16 protein-coding genes and 2 pseudogenes are annotated in these 16,994 nt (G+C 52.1%); 7 read left to right on the plus strand and 11 right to left on the minus strand.

Annotation, left to right across the window (positions count from 1 at the left end; translation table 11 throughout):
- Nucleotides 1–64: 64 nt before the first annotated feature.
- Together argF and ACFK9X_RS03700 are read right to left on the minus strand one after the other, a co-directional pair.
- Complete coding sequence (gene argF, locus ACFK9X_RS03695) at nt 65–1,069, minus strand: ornithine carbamoyltransferase (RefSeq protein WP_000103041.1); 1,005 nt, start codon at nt 1,067–1,069, stop codon at nt 65–67.
- Nucleotides 1,039–1,218, minus strand: a complete 180-nt coding sequence (locus ACFK9X_RS03700; protein ID WP_371067900.1) for a hypothetical protein — start codon at nt 1,216–1,218, stop codon at nt 1,039–1,041. Before ACFK9X_RS03700 ends, argF begins: the two co-directional genes overlap by 31 nt.
- 16 nt (nt 1,219–1,234) lie before the next feature.
- Here ACFK9X_RS03700 and rraB point away from each other — a divergent pair, with 16 nt between their 5' ends.
- The 3 genes from rraB to miaE all read left to right on the plus strand — a co-directional run bounded on the left by rraB (nt 1,235) and on the right by miaE (nt 3,186).
- Nucleotides 1,235–1,651, plus strand: a complete 417-nt coding sequence (gene rraB / locus ACFK9X_RS03705; RefSeq protein ID WP_000002940.1) for a ribonuclease E inhibitor RraB — start codon at nt 1,235–1,237, stop codon at nt 1,649–1,651.
- 188 nt (nt 1,652–1,839) lie between these two features.
- Nucleotides 1,840–2,298, plus strand: a complete 459-nt coding sequence (gene tnpA, locus ACFK9X_RS03710) for an IS200/IS605-like element IS200F family transposase (RefSeq protein ID WP_000502121.1) — start codon at nt 1,840–1,842, stop codon at nt 2,296–2,298.
- A gap of 90 nt (nt 2,299–2,388) precedes the next feature.
- Nucleotides 2,389–3,186 carry a tRNA isopentenyl-2-thiomethyl-A-37 hydroxylase MiaE gene (miaE, locus tag ACFK9X_RS03715; protein WP_161126855.1) on the plus strand — a complete coding sequence of 266 codons (798 nt, stop codon included), beginning with the start codon at nt 2,389–2,391 and terminating at the stop codon, nt 3,184–3,186.
- A 32-nt stretch (nt 3,187–3,218) separates the two neighbouring features.
- On the opposite strand, the gene ACFK9X_RS03720 is transcribed toward miaE, so the two are convergent.
- The 3 genes and pseudogenes from ACFK9X_RS03720 to ACFK9X_RS03730 form a co-directional block, all read right to left on the minus strand.
- The gene (locus ACFK9X_RS03720; protein ID WP_001736312.1) at nt 3,219–3,341 is read right to left on the minus strand and encodes a hypothetical protein; all 123 of its coding nucleotides are present in this window, start codon (nt 3,339–3,341) and stop codon (nt 3,219–3,221) included.
- Nucleotides 3,342–3,419: 78 nt separating this feature from the next.
- Nucleotides 3,420–3,909, minus strand: a pseudogene (locus ACFK9X_RS03725) (DUF3617 domain-containing protein).
- A gap of 106 nt (nt 3,910–4,015) precedes the next feature.
- Nucleotides 4,016–4,519, minus strand: coding sequence for a GNAT family N-acetyltransferase (locus tag ACFK9X_RS03730; RefSeq protein ID WP_001519079.1), 504 nt, complete (start codon nt 4,517–4,519; stop codon nt 4,016–4,018).
- Between the two features lie 194 nt (nt 4,520–4,713).
- Here ACFK9X_RS03730 and ACFK9X_RS03735 point away from each other — a divergent pair, with 194 nt between their 5' ends.
- Nucleotides 4,714–5,901 carry a YjgN family protein gene (locus ACFK9X_RS03735; RefSeq protein ID WP_151115566.1) on the plus strand — a complete coding sequence of 396 codons (1,188 nt, stop codon included), beginning with the start codon at nt 4,714–4,716 and terminating at the stop codon, nt 5,899–5,901.
- Nucleotides 5,902–6,042: 141 nt separating this feature from the next.
- Here ACFK9X_RS03735 and ACFK9X_RS03740 read toward each other — a convergent pair whose 3' ends face one another.
- The 3 genes from ACFK9X_RS03740 to pepA all read right to left on the minus strand — a co-directional run bounded on the left by ACFK9X_RS03740 (nt 6,043) and on the right by pepA (nt 10,989).
- Nucleotides 6,043–8,898: a valine--tRNA ligase gene (locus tag ACFK9X_RS03740; protein ID WP_151115568.1), complete on the minus strand. Its 2,856-nt coding sequence runs from the start codon at nt 8,896–8,898 to the stop codon at nt 6,043–6,045.
- Nucleotides 8,898–9,341, minus strand: coding sequence for a DNA polymerase III subunit chi (holC, locus tag ACFK9X_RS03745; protein ID WP_001523689.1), 444 nt, complete (start codon nt 9,339–9,341; stop codon nt 8,898–8,900). The genes ACFK9X_RS03740 and holC overlap by 1 nt, the downstream gene beginning before the upstream one ends.
- Nucleotides 9,342–9,477: 136 nt before the next feature.
- Nucleotides 9,478–10,989: a leucyl aminopeptidase gene (gene pepA / locus ACFK9X_RS03750; protein WP_000397158.1), complete on the minus strand. Its 1,512-nt coding sequence runs from the start codon at nt 10,987–10,989 to the stop codon at nt 9,478–9,480.
- 280 nt (nt 10,990–11,269) lie between these two features.
- Between pepA and ACFK9X_RS03755 the strand changes: the two genes are divergently transcribed.
- From ACFK9X_RS03755 to lptG, 3 genes are all read left to right on the plus strand, one after another.
- Nucleotides 11,270–11,320, plus strand: a complete 51-nt coding sequence (locus tag ACFK9X_RS03755) for a hypothetical protein (protein WP_212724070.1) — start codon at nt 11,270–11,272, stop codon at nt 11,318–11,320.
- A 63-nt stretch (nt 11,321–11,383) separates the two neighbouring features.
- Nucleotides 11,384–12,484: an LPS export ABC transporter permease LptF gene (gene lptF / locus ACFK9X_RS03760; protein WP_151115570.1), complete on the plus strand. Its 1,101-nt coding sequence runs from the start codon at nt 11,384–11,386 to the stop codon at nt 12,482–12,484.
- Entirely contained in the window at nt 12,484–13,566 is a 1,083-nt protein-coding gene (gene lptG, locus ACFK9X_RS03765) for an LPS export ABC transporter permease LptG (protein WP_001182242.1), read from the plus strand. Before lptF ends, lptG begins: the two co-directional genes overlap by 1 nt.
- Nucleotides 13,567–13,782: 216 nt before the next feature.
- Here lptG and ACFK9X_RS03770 read toward each other — a convergent pair whose 3' ends face one another.
- From ACFK9X_RS03770 to idnO, 3 genes and pseudogenes are all read right to left on the minus strand, one after another.
- Nucleotides 13,783–14,781, minus strand: a complete 999-nt coding sequence (locus ACFK9X_RS03770) for a LacI family DNA-binding transcriptional regulator (protein WP_001244064.1) — start codon at nt 14,779–14,781, stop codon at nt 13,783–13,785.
- Between the two features lie 63 nt (nt 14,782–14,844).
- Nucleotides 14,845–16,159: pseudogene (idnT, locus tag ACFK9X_RS03775) on the minus strand (gnt-II system L-idonate transporter).
- A gap of 61 nt (nt 16,160–16,220) precedes the next feature.
- Nucleotides 16,221–16,985 carry a gluconate 5-dehydrogenase gene (idnO, locus tag ACFK9X_RS03780; RefSeq protein WP_000998688.1) on the minus strand — a complete coding sequence of 255 codons (765 nt, stop codon included), beginning with the start codon at nt 16,983–16,985 and terminating at the stop codon, nt 16,221–16,223.
- Nucleotides 16,986–16,994: the final 9 nt, after the last annotated feature.

The raw sequence follows: 16,994 nt of genomic DNA on the forward strand, positions 1-16,994 counted from the left end.
CCGGATGGCGGCGCCTGCACGTTGCGATCTTGTAGGCCAACCGCCATCCGGCATCATCACGACATTATTTAGACAGCGTCGCTACCATTACTGCTTTGATGGTATGCATGCGGTTTTCCGCTTCATCAAAGACAATGCTGGCCGCAGACTCAAAAACCTCGTCGGTCACTTCCATCCCGCCATGTAAACCGTACTCTTCGGCCATTTTTTTGCCGAGCGTGGTTTCGTCATCATGGAACGCAGGCAGACAATGCAGGAACTTAACCTGCGGATTGCCGGTTAACGCCATCATCTGGCTGTTGACCTGATAATCACGCAGCAGGGCAATACGCTCCGCCCATTTCTCTTTGGGTTCGCCCATAGAGACCCAAACATCGGTATAGATAAAATCCGCGCCTTTTACGCCTGAGGCGATATCTTCGGTCAGGGTGATGGCGCCGCCGTTCTTTTTCGCCATGGCGCTGCACTCCGCCACTAACGCGGCTTGCGGCCAGCAGGCTTTTGGCGCGACCAGACGGAGATCCAATCCTGTTAACGCGGCGGCTTCCAGCATGGAGTTACCCATGTTATTACGCGCGTCTCCGGCATAGACCAACGTCATCTCGTTAAAGGCTTTACCCGGCAGATGTTCCTGCATGGTGAGCAGATCCGCCAGTAATTGCGTTGGGTGATACTCATCGGTTAAACCGTTCCATACCGGCACACCGGAATATTCAGCCAGCGTTTCGACGATCTCCTGGCCATATCCTCGATACTGAATACCGTCAAACATCCGGCCCAGGACGCGGGCAGTATCTTTGATGGACTCTTTATGGCCGATCTGGCTCCCGCTGGAACCCAGGTACGTCACGCGCGCCCCCTGATCGTATGCGGCAACTTCGAAAGAGCATCGTGTCCGGGTCGAGTCTTTTTCGAAGATGAGCGCAATATTCTTACCCACCAGCTTTTGTTCTTCTTTACCGTTTTTCTTATCGGCTTTCAGTTTGGCGGCAAGCTGCAACAGAGCAGTGAGCTCGCTGGCGGTGAAATCAAGTAACTTTAAAAAAGGTTTTTGGTAAAACGTAGACATACTTCCCTCACATGGCTTAGGCCTCTCATTGAATTAAAATTCACTTTATATGGATTATTATTCATTTGCAACCCTGTTTGATAAAACTTTTCTCGATAAGGTGGAGGCAACGTCGGCGGTATGTGACAATAAGAGTATCGGCAGGACATCTATGAGGAACGAGCTATGGCAAACCCGGAATTACTGGAAGAGCAGCGTGAAGAAACGCGGTTAATTATTGAAGAGTTACTTGAGGACGGCAGCGATCCGGATGCGCTGTACACTATCGAGCATCACCTTTCCGCTGACGATTTCGAAACGTTGGAAAAAGCCGCGGTAGAAGCCTTTAAACTCGGCTATGAAGTGACGGAGCCGGAAGAGCTGGAAGTGGAAGAGGGCGATACGGTTATTTGTTGCGACATCCTCAGCGAGTGCGCGTTGAACGCCGAACTCATCGACGCTCAGGTTGAGCAACTGATGAACCTGGCGGAAAAATATGATGTTGAATACGACGGCTGGGGAACCTATTTTGAAGACCCTAATGGCGAAGAGGGTGATGACGACGATTATGTCGATGAAGATGACGACGGCGTGCGTCACTAAAGCTGCATAGTATGACGGTACGGCAGCGTCTGCTGTCGTATTTTTGTCTATGGAAAACCCCCAGCTAGGCTGGGGGTTCCGGAAAGCTTTCAGCTTTAAGCCAGTTATTAAAACCCCTTTTGATTTGTTAAAACATCTTGCGGTCTGGCAACTGCAAAAGTTCAACAAGAAATCAAAAGGGGGTCCCAATGGGGGACGAAAAGAGCTTAGCGCACACCCGATGGAACTGTAAATATCACATAGTTTTCGCGCCCAAATACCGAAGACAAGCGTTCTATGGAGAGAAGCGTAGGGCAGTAGGCAGCATATTAAGAAAATTGTGTGAATGGAAAAACGTACGAATCCTGGAAGCGGAATGTTGTGCAGATCATATTCACATGCTTCTGGAGATCCCGCCGAAGATGAGTGTGTCGAGCTTCATGGGATATCTGAAGGGTAAAAGTAGTCTGATGCTTTACGAGCAGTTTGGGGATCTAAAATTCAAATACAGGAACAGGGAGTTCTGGTGCAGAGGGTACTATGTCGATACGGTGGGTAAGAACACGGCGAAGATACGGGAATACATAAAGCACCAGCTTGAAGAGGATAAAATGGGTGAGCAATTATCGATCCCTTATCCGGGCAGCCCGTTTACGGGCCGTAAGTAACGAAGTTTGATGCAAATGTCAGATCGTATGCGCCTGTTAGGGCGCGGCTGGTAAGAGAGCCTTACAGGCGCATCTGAAAAACCTCCGGCTATGCCGGAGGATATTTATTTTAACAGGTTACGTATGAATTACCCGCAAATACTCTCTCCGGTGCTTAATTTCCTGCATTGCCCGACGCCGCAGGCGTGGATTGTCCAGGCCCGCGATCCGCAAAATCTTCCTCTTCTGCTTACCGATCACTTGATCTGCGAACTGAAGGCTGCGCAAACCGCGTTGCTGTTGGTGCGTAAATATGTCGCCGATAAATCGGGCGCCGACGCGCTGCTCGCCTGGCTGCAACCTTACGAGGCGTTCGCGTTTCGTCAGGGGCCGGAGCCGGATTTTGTTGCCCTGCATAGACAGATTAGCAAAAGCGCCATGCCGCAAACTGATGACCCCTGGGGACGTCAGCTTATCGACCGTATGGTGTTATTGATTAAAGAGGAGTTGCACCATTTTTGGCAGGTACGCGAGGTCATGCAGGCCAGAAACATTCCTTATGTGAAAATCACCGCCAGCCGCTACGCGAAAGGAATGTTGAAAGCGGTACGCACGCACGAACCGCTCACCTTAATTGATAAGCTGATTTGCGGGGCGTATATCGAAGCCCGCTTCTGCGAACGTTTTGCCGCTCTGGCGCCCTGGCTGGATGAGGATTTACAGACGTTTTATCTCTCGCTTCTGCGCTCCGAAGCGCGGCATTATCAGGATTACCTGGCGCTGGCGCAGCAGATTTCCGCCGAGGACATTTCTGCGCGCGTGCGCTATTTTGGCGAGGTGGAAGCTGACCTTATCTTGTCGCCAGACCGCGAGTTTCGTTTTCATAGCGGCGTGCCAGCCGCCGGATAAAGGGTAAAATTAAAGATTAGCGTTTTTATCTTTTACGCTGTCGCCACCTGCGTGGTCATCCGCCCGACATCAAACTGCTGGCGAGCAGAAAAAGTCATTTTCATGATATTCTGTCCTGAGTAAAGCCTGCCCTGCAGCAGGCAAAAAGAACTCATTCAGTGTTATATTCCCGAAAGGTGACCTTGAACAATGCCATTTTTGCATCATCACTACGGGTTTTTGTGTTGAAATAGTTACTGTTTCACGCCTTTTGACGCTTCAGAGCAGGTCTTGCCAACAAAGGTTTGTTTAATTTTGTTGATGGAGGTTGTTTTATTACCTCCTGCATCGACATCCGATTTCATGGTCATCGCAAATTCTGTATCGCTTATTTTCGTCGTTTCTACAATAGAGTGCGATTTGACATCAGGATTATTACAGACAGTCTCATTGATCAGTTTGGTATCCGTACTTTCTACAAATGTTGTCGTGCAACCGCCTGCACTGGTAGAAAAACCCTTCACCATTTTCTTAGAATCTTCAGACATTTTAGGGGTATAACACATAAGCGTCGCTATGCCTGAATTTTTTTTCATCCATTAATACTTGTTTTGTATCTGGATTGATGGTGCGCATTTCTATATTTTCCATTTTCCATTCACCGGGCTGTATATCTAATGCATATACATTAGAGATACTAATAAACATAGCGGGGAAAACAATTGCTGATAATAGGCGTTTCATTTATAACTTCCTTGAATAATAAGTGATTCCCGGATAACAGGATGTTTCCGGGATTACTTATATCAGCAAAAATAATACCTGGCGAGGATAAATAAACGCCTGGTTTTCAGAGATCCTTTAACATCCTCACTTCGCAATCGACATGTCCGGTGCAGCCGAGCGGTTCGCTAATATGTTCAAATCCTAAACGTTCGTATAGCGCAATCGCCTCGCGTAAAAAAGCCGTTGTTTCCAGATAGCAGCGTTTAAAACCCTGTTCACGGGCATGATCCAGCGCCATCAGCGCCAGCTTTTTCGCCAGCCCCTGGCCACGAATCACCGGTAAAAAATACATTTTTTGCAGTTCACAAATGTCTGGTTCGCTACAGGATAACGGCGCCACGCCGCCGCCGCCCACCACACAACCGTTTTGCTCTACCACCCAGTAGGCCGCGCCCGGTTGGCTATAAACCTGATACAGTTCATCCAGATTGGGGTCGGCAACGGTATAACCTTTATCGGCGGTAAGTCCGTATTCCGCTGAAACCTGACGGATGACACGGGCAATAGCGGCATTGTCGGCGGTAGTGATTCGGCGCACCGTGAGCGTTGGCGAGGCGACATTATTCATAATATGGCTCAATTTTTAAAATTTATTTATAGATTACTTTAATACCACCGTCTTGAGTCACGCGCAAGGAGATCCTGAATCAGACAAAATAAAAGGCGGAAAAATTAAACAAAAATAGTATCGTAGTCAAATCAGTAACAATTTACTGGTTTTTATTATTAATTCTAATAGATTGTAATTCAGGGATATGATTCATGAATAACGTTATCAGTAGTAAAGATAACCATAATCACACGTTGGTGTTTACAGGCAAGGGCGGAAAGTATTTTGTTATTTGCCTTGTGAATTTCTTGTTGACGTGTATCACGTTGGGAATCTATGCGCCGTGGGCGATGGTGAAATGTCGACGTTATATTTATACTAATATGACGCTAAACAATCAGCCTTTTGCTTACAAAGCCACGGGCGGCGCATTATTTATTAGTGTGTTGTTAGTTTTTATTATTTATATTGTTAGCCTCTCTCTTATTGAACACGGTCATCCCGGTCTCGGTTTTACGCTATTCGGCTTATTAATTGCGATTATTCCTTTTATGGCGGTGAAAGGATTACAGTATCAGGCGATGATGACTTCGCTTAATGGCGTACATTTTGGATTCCAGTGTTCCATGCGGCGCGCCTGGTGGTACATGTTCGCTCTCCCGGTACTCCTGATGGTGGCGCTTTATATTGTTCTTTATATTATCTCACTGGTAACCATCGCCGTCGGCGGTTTAGTGTTCAATATCGTTTTTCTCGGTTTGCTGGCTATTATTGGGATAGGGGTCATTAACGGTATTACCTACAGCAAATGGATGACCTTGTTTGGCAATGGCGCAAACTTTGGCATTCATCGTTTCTCGATTCAGGTTAATGTTAAAACGTGCATCAGAGGGTGCGTGTTGGCAATGTTGACCCTTTTCCCTTTTGCTGTCGTGATTGGTTATCTAATCGCGCCGGTGTTCACCGACATGATTCTTTTGAGTATGATGGGGAATGCGCAGGCAGGAGGGGCGCTTATTCTGCAATATTATGGCCAGATAATGGCATGTTATTTCCTCTATTTTCTCGCGATTATTGTGGTAACCAGTTACTTATATGTAGCGTTACGCAACCTGTTTTTAAACAATTTGTCGCTGGCGAATGATTCGATTCGTTTTCATTCCTCTGTCACTGCACACGGTATACTGTGGCGGTTACTGGTGGTGTTTGTGATTTCCGGCGTGACCTTAGGGCTGGCTTATCCGTGGTTGAAAATTTGGCTGGTGAGCTGGCTGGCGCAGAATACACAGGTCCAGGGAGATCTGGATTCGCTTGAGTTAACCAATGATGAGAAGCCGCTGGAAAACAGCCTGCTAATGTGGATTTCTCGTGGCATCATGCCTTACTTCCCGTTTATCTGATGTAAAAAGGCCGACGTTTACGTCGGCCCATAATTCATGTTGTCGGATGGCGGCGTGAATGCCTTATCCGGCCTACCGATCGCGCCATTTCAATAAGCGAACGTGTAGGCCTGGTAAGCGAAGCGCCATCAGGCTTTCAGATTACAGCGCGCTAATAACCGCCTGCTGCTCAATCAGCTTCGCTTTTGCTTCTGCATAGCCTTCCAGCTTCTCACGCTCTTTGGCAATGACCGCTTCCGGCGCGCGAGCAACGAAACCTTCGTTGGACAGCTTGCCTTCGATACGGGCAATCTCACCTTCGATTTTTGCCACTTCTTTCGCCAGACGCGCCAGCTCATCGTCTTTGTTGATGAGGCCAGCCATCGGGATCAGCAGTTCAGCGCCGTCGATGATTTTGGTCACGGAAACCGGGCCTTTGTCATCGGCTGGCAGCACGGTGATGCTTTCCAGACGCGCCAGGGTTTGCAGGAGGCTACGGTTGTCGTTAACACGACGAACGGCTTCTTCACTACAGCCGCGCAGCAGCAGTTCCAGCAGTTTGCCCGGGGCGATGTTCATTTCCGCACGAATGTTACGTACTGCGACGATCGCCTGCTTCAGCCACTCGGTATCGGCCAACGCGGCTTCATCCACCTGTGCGGCGTTATATTCCGGGAACGGCTGCAGCATGATGGTGTCGGCGGTAATACCGCAAATGACCTTCACGCGCTGCCAGATGGTTTCGGTGATGAACGGGATGATCGGGTGCGCCAGGCGCAGCAGACCTTCCAGTACGGTGACCAGCGTATGGCGGGTGCCGCGCAGTTCAGACTCGGAACCCCCGGTCATTACCGGCTTGGTCAGCTCCAGATACCAGTCGCAGAACTGGTTCCAGGTGAATTCATACAGAATGCCCGCGGCGATATCGAAGCGGAAGCTGTCCAGCGCGTCGCGGTAGGCTTTAACTGTCTGGTTGAATTCCGCCAGGATCCAGCGGTCCGCCAGCGACAGCGTCATTTCGCCGCCGTTGAAGCCGCAATCCTGCTCTTCGGTGTTCATCAGCACAAAGCGGCTGGCGTTCCACAGCTTGTTACAGAAGTTACGATAACCTTCCAGACGCTTCATATCCCAGTTGATATCGCGGCCGGTCGAGGCTAGCGCCGCCAGGGTAAAGCGCAGGGCGTCGGTGCCGTGCGGCTCGATGCCATTCGGGAACTGCTTCTCGGTACGCTTGCGAATTTTCTCCGCCATCTGCGGCTGCATCATGTTGCCGGTGCGTTTTTCCAGCAGTTCCGGCAGGGAGATGCCGTCCACCATATCCAGCGGGTCGATAACGTTACCCTTGGATTTGGACATCTTCTGGCCTTCGTCGTCGCGAATCAGACCGGTCATGTAGACAGTATGGAACGGCACCTGCGGCTTGCCGTTTTCATCTTTGATGAAGTGCATGGTCATCATGATCATGCGGGCAATCCAGAAGAAGATGATGTCGAAGCCGGACACCATCACGCTGGTGGGGTGGAACTGACGCAGCGCGTCGGTGTTTTCCGGCCAGCCCAGCGTAGAGAAGGTCCACAGCGCGGAGGAGAACCAGGTATCGAGAACGTCTTCGTCCTGACGAAGCTGAACGTCGGCGCCGAGGTTATTTTCCTGACGCACTTCTTCTTCGGTACGGCCAACGTAGACGTTGCCGTCGTTGTCATACCATGCCGGGATACGGTGACCCCACCACAACTGACGAGAGATACACCAGTCCTGGATATCACGCATCCAGGAGAAGTACATGTTTTCGTACTGCTTCGGCACGAACTGAATGTCGCCGTTCTCAACCGCTTCCACCGCCGGTTTCGCCAGCACGTCGGCACGGACGTACCACTGGTCGGTCAGCATCGGTTCGATAACCACGCCGCCACGGTCGCCGTAAGGGACGGTCAGATCGTGCGGTTTAATTTCTTCCAACAGGCCCAGCGCGTCAACGGCAGCAACGATGGCCTTACGGGCAGCAAAGCGTTCCAGCTTCTGGAACTCAGCCGGAATCTCGCTGGAATAAACGTCAGATTCTTCACCTTTGGTATCGAACACTTCCGCGCTTTCGCGAATGTCGCCGTCAAAGGTCAGGATGTTGATCATCGGCAGGGCGTGACGTTTCCCGACTTCATAGTCGTTAAAGTCGTGCGCCGGGGTGATCTTCACGCAGCCGGTGCCTTTTTCCATATCGGCATGTTCGTCGCCAACGATTGGAATGCGGCGGTTAACCAGCGGCAGAATAACGAATTTGCCAATCAGATCTTTATAACGCGGATCTTCCGGGTTCACGGCCACGCCGGTATCGCCGAGAATAGTTTCCGGGCGGGTGGTCGCGACAACCAGATAATCTTTACCGTCTGCGGTTTTCGCGCCATCGGCCAGCGGATAGCGGATGTGCCACATCGAGCCTTTGGACTCGCGGTTTTCCACTTCCAGGTCAGAGATGGCGGTACGCAGTTTCGGGTCCCAGTTCACCAGGCGTTTGCCACGGTAAATCAGGTCTTCTTTGTACAGGCGAACAAAGACTTCTTTCACGGCATTGGAAAGGCCTTCGTCCATGGTGAAGCGCTCGCGCTCCCAGTCCACCGAGTTGCCGAGACGGCGCATCTGACGGGTAATGGTGCCGCCGGATTCCGCTTTCCACTGCCAGATTTTGTCGATAAACGCATCGCGGCCGTAGTCGTGACGGGTTTTACCTTCTTCAGCGGCAATCTTGCGCTCAACCACCATCTGGGTCGCTATCCCAGCGTGGTCGGTGCCGACCTGCCACAGGGTGTTTTTACCCTGCATACGCTGGTAACGGATCATGGTATCCATGATGGTTTGCTGGAAAGCATGTCCCATATGCAAACTGCCGGTGACGTTCGGCGGCGGGATCATGATGCAGAAGGACTCTTTGCTTTCGTCGCCGTTAGGCTTGAAATAGCCCTGCTTTTCCCAGTGCTCGTAAAGCGGCTGTTCGATATCTTGGGGGTTATATGTCTTTTCCATTATTTCCAGGTTGCCGTATTCAGGTTAAAACCAGCCACGCGGTAGGCTTTGTAGCGTTCGCGCGCCAGTTGTTTCAAAGTTTCTTCGTAAGGGACGAAGTCTACCACTTCTGTGAAAGCGGTGGCAAAATCTGCAAAGCTTGTACGCAGGCTGATTAAAATATCGCGCGGGCTGCTGTTGCGTTTTTGCGGCCAGGCGATTTCAACCGGCGCGCCGCCGCGTGGGCCTTCGCCTGCCAGATTGTGTGGGACAAAACTTTCCGCCGGTCTCGCCCACAGCGCTTCATCCAGCCGAATGGCCTGCTTCTCATCTTCGCAGGCGATCAGCACGCGCTTGCCAGCGCGCCAACGTTCTGCGGCAATTTCACACACCAGTTGTTCAACGGCGCTTAAACCGTTGACGGTGGTGTCATTGTCCAGAAGATAGAACGTCGCATTCTTCATATATGAGGCTTCTTGTGGTGGATTTAAATGCGTTGCCATGATGCACCCCGTAGGCCGGATAAGCGTGGCGCCATCCGGCAAAACGCCTGATGGCGGCGCTAATGCGCCTTATCAGGCCTACGGGGTAATCTCAAACTTACTCTTCGCCGTTAAAGCCCGCACGATTGAGCAGGAACTGCGACAGCAGCGCTACCGGACGACCCGTCGCGCCTTTCGCTTTGCCGGAACGCCAGGCGGTACCGGCGATATCCAGGTGCGCCCAGTTATACTTACGGGTAAAGCGCGACAGAAAGCAGCCCGCGGTGATAGCGCCGCCAGGACGACCACCAATGTTCGCCATATCCGCAAAGTTGGACTCCAGTTGTTCCTGGAACTCATCGCCCAGCGGCAGACGCCACGCGCGGTCGCCCGCTTGTTCGGACGCGCCGATCAGTTCATGTGCCAGCGGGTTATGGTTCGACATCAGACCGGTAATGTGATGGCCCAGCGCAATCACGCAGGCCCCGGTTAGCGTCGCGACGTCAATGACGGCCTCCGGTTCGAAGCGCTCAACGTAGGTCAGTACGTCGCACAAAACCAGACGGCCTTCAGCATCGGTATTCAGCACTTCAACCGTCTGACCGGACATGGTGGTCAGCACGTCGCCCGGACGATACGCGCGTCCGCCCGGCATGTTTTCACAGCCCGCCAGTACGCCGATAACGTTAATCGGTAGCTGAAGCTCGGCGACCATACGCATCACGCCGTAAACCGCCGCCGCGCCGCACATGTCGTACTTCATCTCGTCCATCCCTTCAGATGGCTTGATGGAGATGCCGCCGGAGTCGAAGGTCAGGCCTTTACCTACCAGCACGATCGGGCGCGCGTCTTCGGACGGATTGCCCTTGTACTCAATCACCGACATCAGCGATTCATTCTGCGAACCGTGGCCGACCGCCAGATAAGCGTTCATACCCAGTTCGCGCATTTGCTGTTCGCCGATCACGCGGGTAATGACATTTTTGCTGTAGCTGTCGGCCAACTGGCGCGCCTGTGACGCCAGGTAGGCGGCGTTACAGATATTGGGCGGCATGTTGCCGAGATCTTTCGCAGCCTTAATCCCGGCGGCGATGGCCAGACCGTGCTGAATGGCGCGTTCGCCGCTGGTGAGCTCACGGCGGGTCGGCACATTAAAGACCATCTTACGTAGCGGGCGGCGCGGCTCGCTCTTGTTGGTCTTGAGTTGATCAAAGCTATAAAGCGTCTCTTTGGCCGTTTCGACGGCCTGACGCACTTTCCAGTAGTTGTTGCGGCCTTTGACGTGCAGTTCGGTCAGGAAACAGACGGCTTCCATCGAACCGGTATCATTCAGAGTATTTATCGTTTTCTGAATAACCTGCTTATACTGACGTTCATCAAGCTCGCGCTCTTTGCCGCAACCAATGAGGAGGATTCGCTCGGAAAGAACGTTAGGAACATGGTGCAGCAACAGAGTCTGCCCCGGTTTTCCTTCCAGTTCGCCGCGACGCAGCAATGCGCTGATGTATCCGTCGCTAATTTTGTCGAGCTGTTCTGCAATCGGAGAAAGGCGACGCGGTTCAAAGACGCCCACGACAATGCAGGCACTCCGCTGTTTCTCCGGGCTACCGCTTTTTACACTGAACTCCATGCACTATGCTCCTGAATCTTAAAGACAACAGTGGTGGCTACAGCTATACTCGTCGTCTTTCAAGTTGCAGATGCGTTGGCTGCGCCTGCTCACCCCTGTCGCTTACCTGATGTAAGCTCCGGGGCTTCACAGTCTTGCCGCCTGCCTGCAACTCGAAATCCATTAGAGTATAGAAATTGAAAGCTTTCGTAACTCATATCCGCTGTTGCGGTGACTTCGTGTTAATCTTAACGTTATTACGGCATTGGCACGTCAGAACAAGTTCTGAGAGGTGAATCCGCTGAGTATAATGATCTTAGCGATGATTTCGACGACTCAAGAGAATAAATGACGTTTAAGCCATGAAACAAGCTAAATTCCAGCAAAAAAATGGGTTTTTACGGGCGTATTTAAAGTGATAATCATAAGATATCTGGTGCGGGAGACGCTCAAAAGCCAGCTGGCGATACTCTTCATCTTACTTTTGATCTTCTTTTGTCAAAAGTTAGTGAGGATTCTCGGCGCGGCGGTTGACGGCGATATTCCCGCAAATCTGGTGCTCTCGCTTCTGGGGCTGGGCGTACCGGAAATGGCGCAGCTCATCCTGCCTTTAAGCCTGTTCCTGGGGCTGCTGATGACGCTGGGCAAACTGTATACCGAAAGTGAAATTACGGTCATGCACGCCTGTGGGTTGAGCAAAGCCGTGCTGGTAAAGGCCGCCATGGTACTGGCGTTATTTACCGGTATCCTTGCGGCGGTTAACGTGATGTGGGCCGGCCCCTGGTCGTCAAAACACCAGGATGAAGTACTGGCGGAGGCGAAAGCGAACCCCGGTATGGCGGCGTTGGCGCAGGGACAATTCCAGCAGGCGACCAACGGCAGCTCGGTGCTGTTCATCGAAAGCGTTGACGGCAGCGACTTCCACGATGTTTTCCTGGCGCAAATTCGCCCTAAGGGCAATGCTCGTCCTTCTGTAGTCGTGGCCGATTCCGGACACCTTACTCAGTTGCGCGATGGTTCCCAGGTTGTCACCTTAAACAAAGGGACGCGTTTTGAAGGGACGGCGTTGCTACGCGATTTTCGCATCACCGACTTCCAGAACTATCAGGCAATTATTGGCCATCAGGCCGTGGCGCTGGACCCGAACGATACTGACCAGATGGACATGCGCACGCTGTGGAATACCGACAACGATCGCGCTCGCGCCGAGCTGCACTGGCGTATCACGTTAGTCTTTACCGTATTTATGATGGCGCTGATGGTCGTGCCGCTCAGAGTGGTGAATTCACGTCAGGGGCGTGTCTTGTCTATGTTGCCCGCCATGCTGCTTTATCTGCTGTTCTTCCTGATCCAGACCTCCATTAAATCGAATGGCGGTAAAGGCAAACTGGACCCGGTTATCTGGATGTGGGCGGTCAACCTGATCTATCTGGCGTTGGCGATTGGTTTAAACCTGTGGGATACGGTGCCGGTCCGCCGCCTGCGTGCCCGTTTTCTGCGTAAAGGAGCGGTATAATGCAGCCATTTGGTGTACTTGACCGCTATATCGGTAAAACCATTTTTACCACCATCATGATGACGTTGTTCATGCTGGTGTCGCTCTCCGGGATCATCAAGTTTGTCGATCAGCTGAAAAAAGCGGGGCAGGGTAACTACGACGCGCTGGGCGCGGGTATGTACACCCTGCTCAGCGTACCTAAGGATATCCAGATCTTCTTTCCTATGGCGGCGCTGCTTGGCGCGCTGCTGGGACTGGGGATGCTGGCGCAGCGTAGTGAACTGGTGGTGATGCAGGCATCGGGTTTCACCCGTATGCAGGTGGCGCTGTCGGTGATGAAAACGGCTATCCCCCTGGTGCTGTTAACCATGGCGATCGGCGAATGGGTCGCCCCGCAGGGCGAGCAGATGGCGCGTAACTATCGTGCGCAGGCGATGTATGGCGGTTCGCTGCTTTCCACCCAGCAAGGTCTGTGGGCGAAAGACGGGAATAACTTTGTCTATATTGAACGAGTGAAGGGCGACGAGGAGCTGGCCGGCATTAGTATTTACGCTTTCAACGATCAGCGTCGTTTGCAGTCGGTGCGTTACGCCGCTTCGGCAAAATTCGACCCGGAGCATAAGGTCTGGCGTTTGTCGCAGGTGGATGAGTCCGATCTGCAAAACCCGAAACAGATCACCGGTTCGCAGACGGTGAGCGGCACCTGGAAAACGAATCTGACGCCGGATAAGTTAGGCGTGGTGGCGCTGGACCCGGATGCGCTTTCCATCAGCGGTCTGCATAACTACGTTAAATATCTGAAGTCGAGCGGACAGGACGCCGGACGTTATCAGCTCAATATGTGGAGTAAAATCTTCCAGCCGCTCTCCGTGGCGGTGATGATGCTGATGGCGCTGTCGTTTATCTTTGGACCGCTGCGTAGTGTGCCGATGGGCGTGCGCGTGGTGACGGGGATTAGCTTCGGCTTCGTCTTTTACGTTCTCGACCAGATTTTTGGCCCGCTGACGCTGGTATACGGCATTCCGCCGATTGTCGGCGCGCTGCTGCCGAGCGCGTCTTTCTTCCTGATTAGCCTGTGGCTAATGCTGCGTAAGTCCTAATCACAGGCCGCCATCCGGCAATGCAGTAAAGCGCAGTGCCTGATGGCGCTGCGCTTATCAGGCCTACTATGACCCGTAGGCCTGATAAGTCCTTTCCGCCGCCATCCGGCAGATAGCCTGGTATTCCTCGAATGATGTAGCGCGTAACCTGACGCGTGGCGCTTTTGGCTACCCGTTAAGCTCAGGCAAGCTGCGGGAAAAAGTAGTTCAAAAAATTTATAACGTGTTGCCGTGATAAATCTGATAACCCAAATCAATCGTATTATGGTTGAGATCGTTATTTTTAATTTTGTTGAGCAACATCTGCGCGGCTCTGCGCCCGATCTCAAAACGAGGGGTAATTACGCTGGCGAGGCTCGGTATCATTTGCCTGCCCATCTCCAGGCCGTGGAAGCCGGCGATGGAGATCTGCTCCGGTACGGCCAGTTGACGCTCGCGGCACCACAGTAGAGCGCCCATTGCGATATCGTCATTTGTACAAAAGACGCCATCCACGTCCGGGTGCGCAGTAAGCGCATCACGCATTAGCTGTATCCCCAGATGGATAGAGGAGATAGCGCGGGGATTGATGCGCAACGGCGCCAGCCCCCGGCGCGTCATCGCATCGCAGTAGCCATGATAACGCTGCTCATCACGGATATCGTCTTTTGAACCCAGATAGAGGATTTTACGCCGCTGGCGTTTATCCAGCATGGTGCTGACCATATCAAAGGCGGCCTGACGGTTATCAAACCCCACCTCCATATCTAAGCGATCGCCCTGGATATCCATGAGTTCTACAATCGGGAGGGTAGCTGAGCGCAGGAATTTGACGGTTCTGAGGGTATGATATTTTTCTGAAAGAATAATGCCGTCGATATTGTAAGACAGTAAATTGATAACGGACTCTTCTTCCGAATCGCGATTGTAATTGTAATTCGCAATGAGAGTTTGGTAGTTATGACCCGACGTTACGGATTCAATCCCGGCAAGAATGTCGGCAAACAACTGGTTCTGAAAAGAGGGGATCAGCACGCCCAGAGTGTAACTTTGCGCGTTTAACAGCATAGCTGGCGCGCGATTTGGTATGTAGTTAATTTCCTCCATGATCTGCGCAATACGCTCGCCGGTTTCCCTGGCGACTTTTTTCGGCGAGCGGATGTAACGGCTCACCGTCATTTTTGTCACGCCAGCAAGCGTAGCGATATCCTGCAAAGAAATTCTGTGATTCCTCATGTTTTCTCCAGTACCGGGGGCGGGAACGTCGCCCCCATGGTTAATTGGGCTGCGGATGATGAATTAATGCAGAACCGCATTCAGCGCCAGTACGCCCAGCAACCCCATGACAGAAATCAATGTTTCCATAACGGTCCAGGTGCGTAGGGTTTCCCCGACGCTAAGATTAAAATACCCTTTAAACAGCCAAAAACCGGGATCGTTAACATGTGATGCAATAACGCTTCCCGCGCCTGTCGCCAGTACCATTAACGCCGGATCGGCGTGGGTTACGTTAATAATCGGCAATACGACGCCCGCTGTGGTTATCGCAGCCACGGTCGCGGAACCTAACGCAATACGCAGCACGGCGGCTACCGTCCAGCACATTAATAACGGAGATAGCGAGGTGCCGGTCATTAATTGCGAGATATATTGGCCCACGCCGCTATCCACCAGCACTTGCTTAAACGCGCCGCCGCCCGCGATGATAAAAACAATCATCGCAATAGCGCCAATGGACTCGCCGACGATATCCATCACCTGCTCAACCGTACGTCCATTGCGTCGGCCCAGCGTAAAAATGGCGATGATAATGGCAATAAACAACGCCACTGCTGGATTACCAATAAATTCGAAGAAAACCCGCACGGCATTCGTTTTTGGCAGCGTGATTTCACATACCGCTGCGATGGCCATCAGAATGACCGGGATCACGGCGGCAAAAATACTGTTCCAGAATGACGGCATCTCCTCTTCACTGAATAGGTGAGGATTAAATAATCCTTCAGGCGGCGCTTTCTCAAAGCGCGCCAGCAATTTTGAAAACAGAGGGCCGGCAACAATCACGGTCGGTATGGTAATGATTAACCCATACAGCAGGGTCGTACCGAGATTTGCCTCAAAAATTGTCGCAATAGCGGTAGGGCCGGGATGCGGCGGCAGGAAGCAGTGCGTAACGGATAAGGCGGCGACCATTGGAACCCCGACATACAGCAATGGCAGTCCCGATGAGGCTACAATCGTAAAAACGAGCGGCAACAGCAGTACGAATCCGACTTCAAAAAACATTGCCAGGCCGACGATAAGCCCGGTGATCACCAGCGCCCATTGCACGCGTTTTTTGCCGAACGTATTAATGAGCGTCGTCGCAATGCGCTGCGCCGGTGTCGGAAATTAATCTTCCCAGCATCGCGCCAAAACCGAGGATCATGGCGAGTCCGCCCAGAGTACCGCCAATTCCGTTTTGTATGGAGTGCAGGACGTCTTGCGCGCCCATTCCTTCGGCAAATCCCACCACGGCGGCAACCAGAACAAGGGCGATAAAGCCGTTAACTTTAAAGCCAATCATTAAGACCAACAGCAGCGCAACGCCTGCCGCAATAATTATTAATGGCATATTCGTCTCTCTTATTAGCGCCAAAATAGCAGCGCTTACGCGCTGCGTCGTATTTCCCTGGTCAGACGGCAACCAGCATACCGCCATCGACAAACAGCAGATGTCCGTTAACAAAGTCGGAGGCTTTTGACGAGAGAAACACCGCTGCGCCAATAAGCTCCTGGGGATCGCCCCAGCGTGCGGCAGGCGTACGTTTGCATAGCCAGGAGGTGAAGGCTTCATCTTCAACCAGCGCTTTGGTCATCTCCGTTTTGAAGTATCCCGGCGCAATACCGTTGACCTGGATATTATGACGCGCCAGCTCCACGCACATGCCGCGAGTCAGCATCTTCACGGCACCCTTCGACGCGGCGTATGGCGTAATCGTGTCGCGGCCCAGCTCGCTTTGCATCGAACAGATGTTGATCACTTTTCCTGCCTGACGCGCCACCATACGGCGCGTAACGGCCTGAGAGACGAGAAAAACCGCGGTCTGATTTACGGCGATGACGTCATTCCACTCCTGTTCGGGAAACTCAGTAAACGGATGACGGCGCTGGATACCGGCGTTATTTATCAGGACGTCAATGACGCCGATATCTTTTTCGATATGTTCAACCGCAGCTTCAATATCCTGTTTATGAGTGACATTAAAGGGAGCGGCAATAGCCTTTATCCCTTCCTGCTGAAGTTTCGTCACGGCTGTTTCGGCGCGCTCCGGGGTAATATCGTTAACAATAATGCGCGCGCCATAGCGACCAAGACCGGTCGCCAGCAAATAACCAATTCCCTGAGCGGCTCCGGTGATAAGGATATTTTTACCTGCCAGTGAAAAAAGATCGTTCATGATAGTGTC

The sequence above is a fragment of the Salmonella sp. WC3 genome (assembly GCF_042932255.1).
Taxonomy (GTDB): domain Bacteria; phylum Pseudomonadota; class Gammaproteobacteria; order Enterobacterales; family Enterobacteriaceae; genus Salmonella; species Salmonella enterica.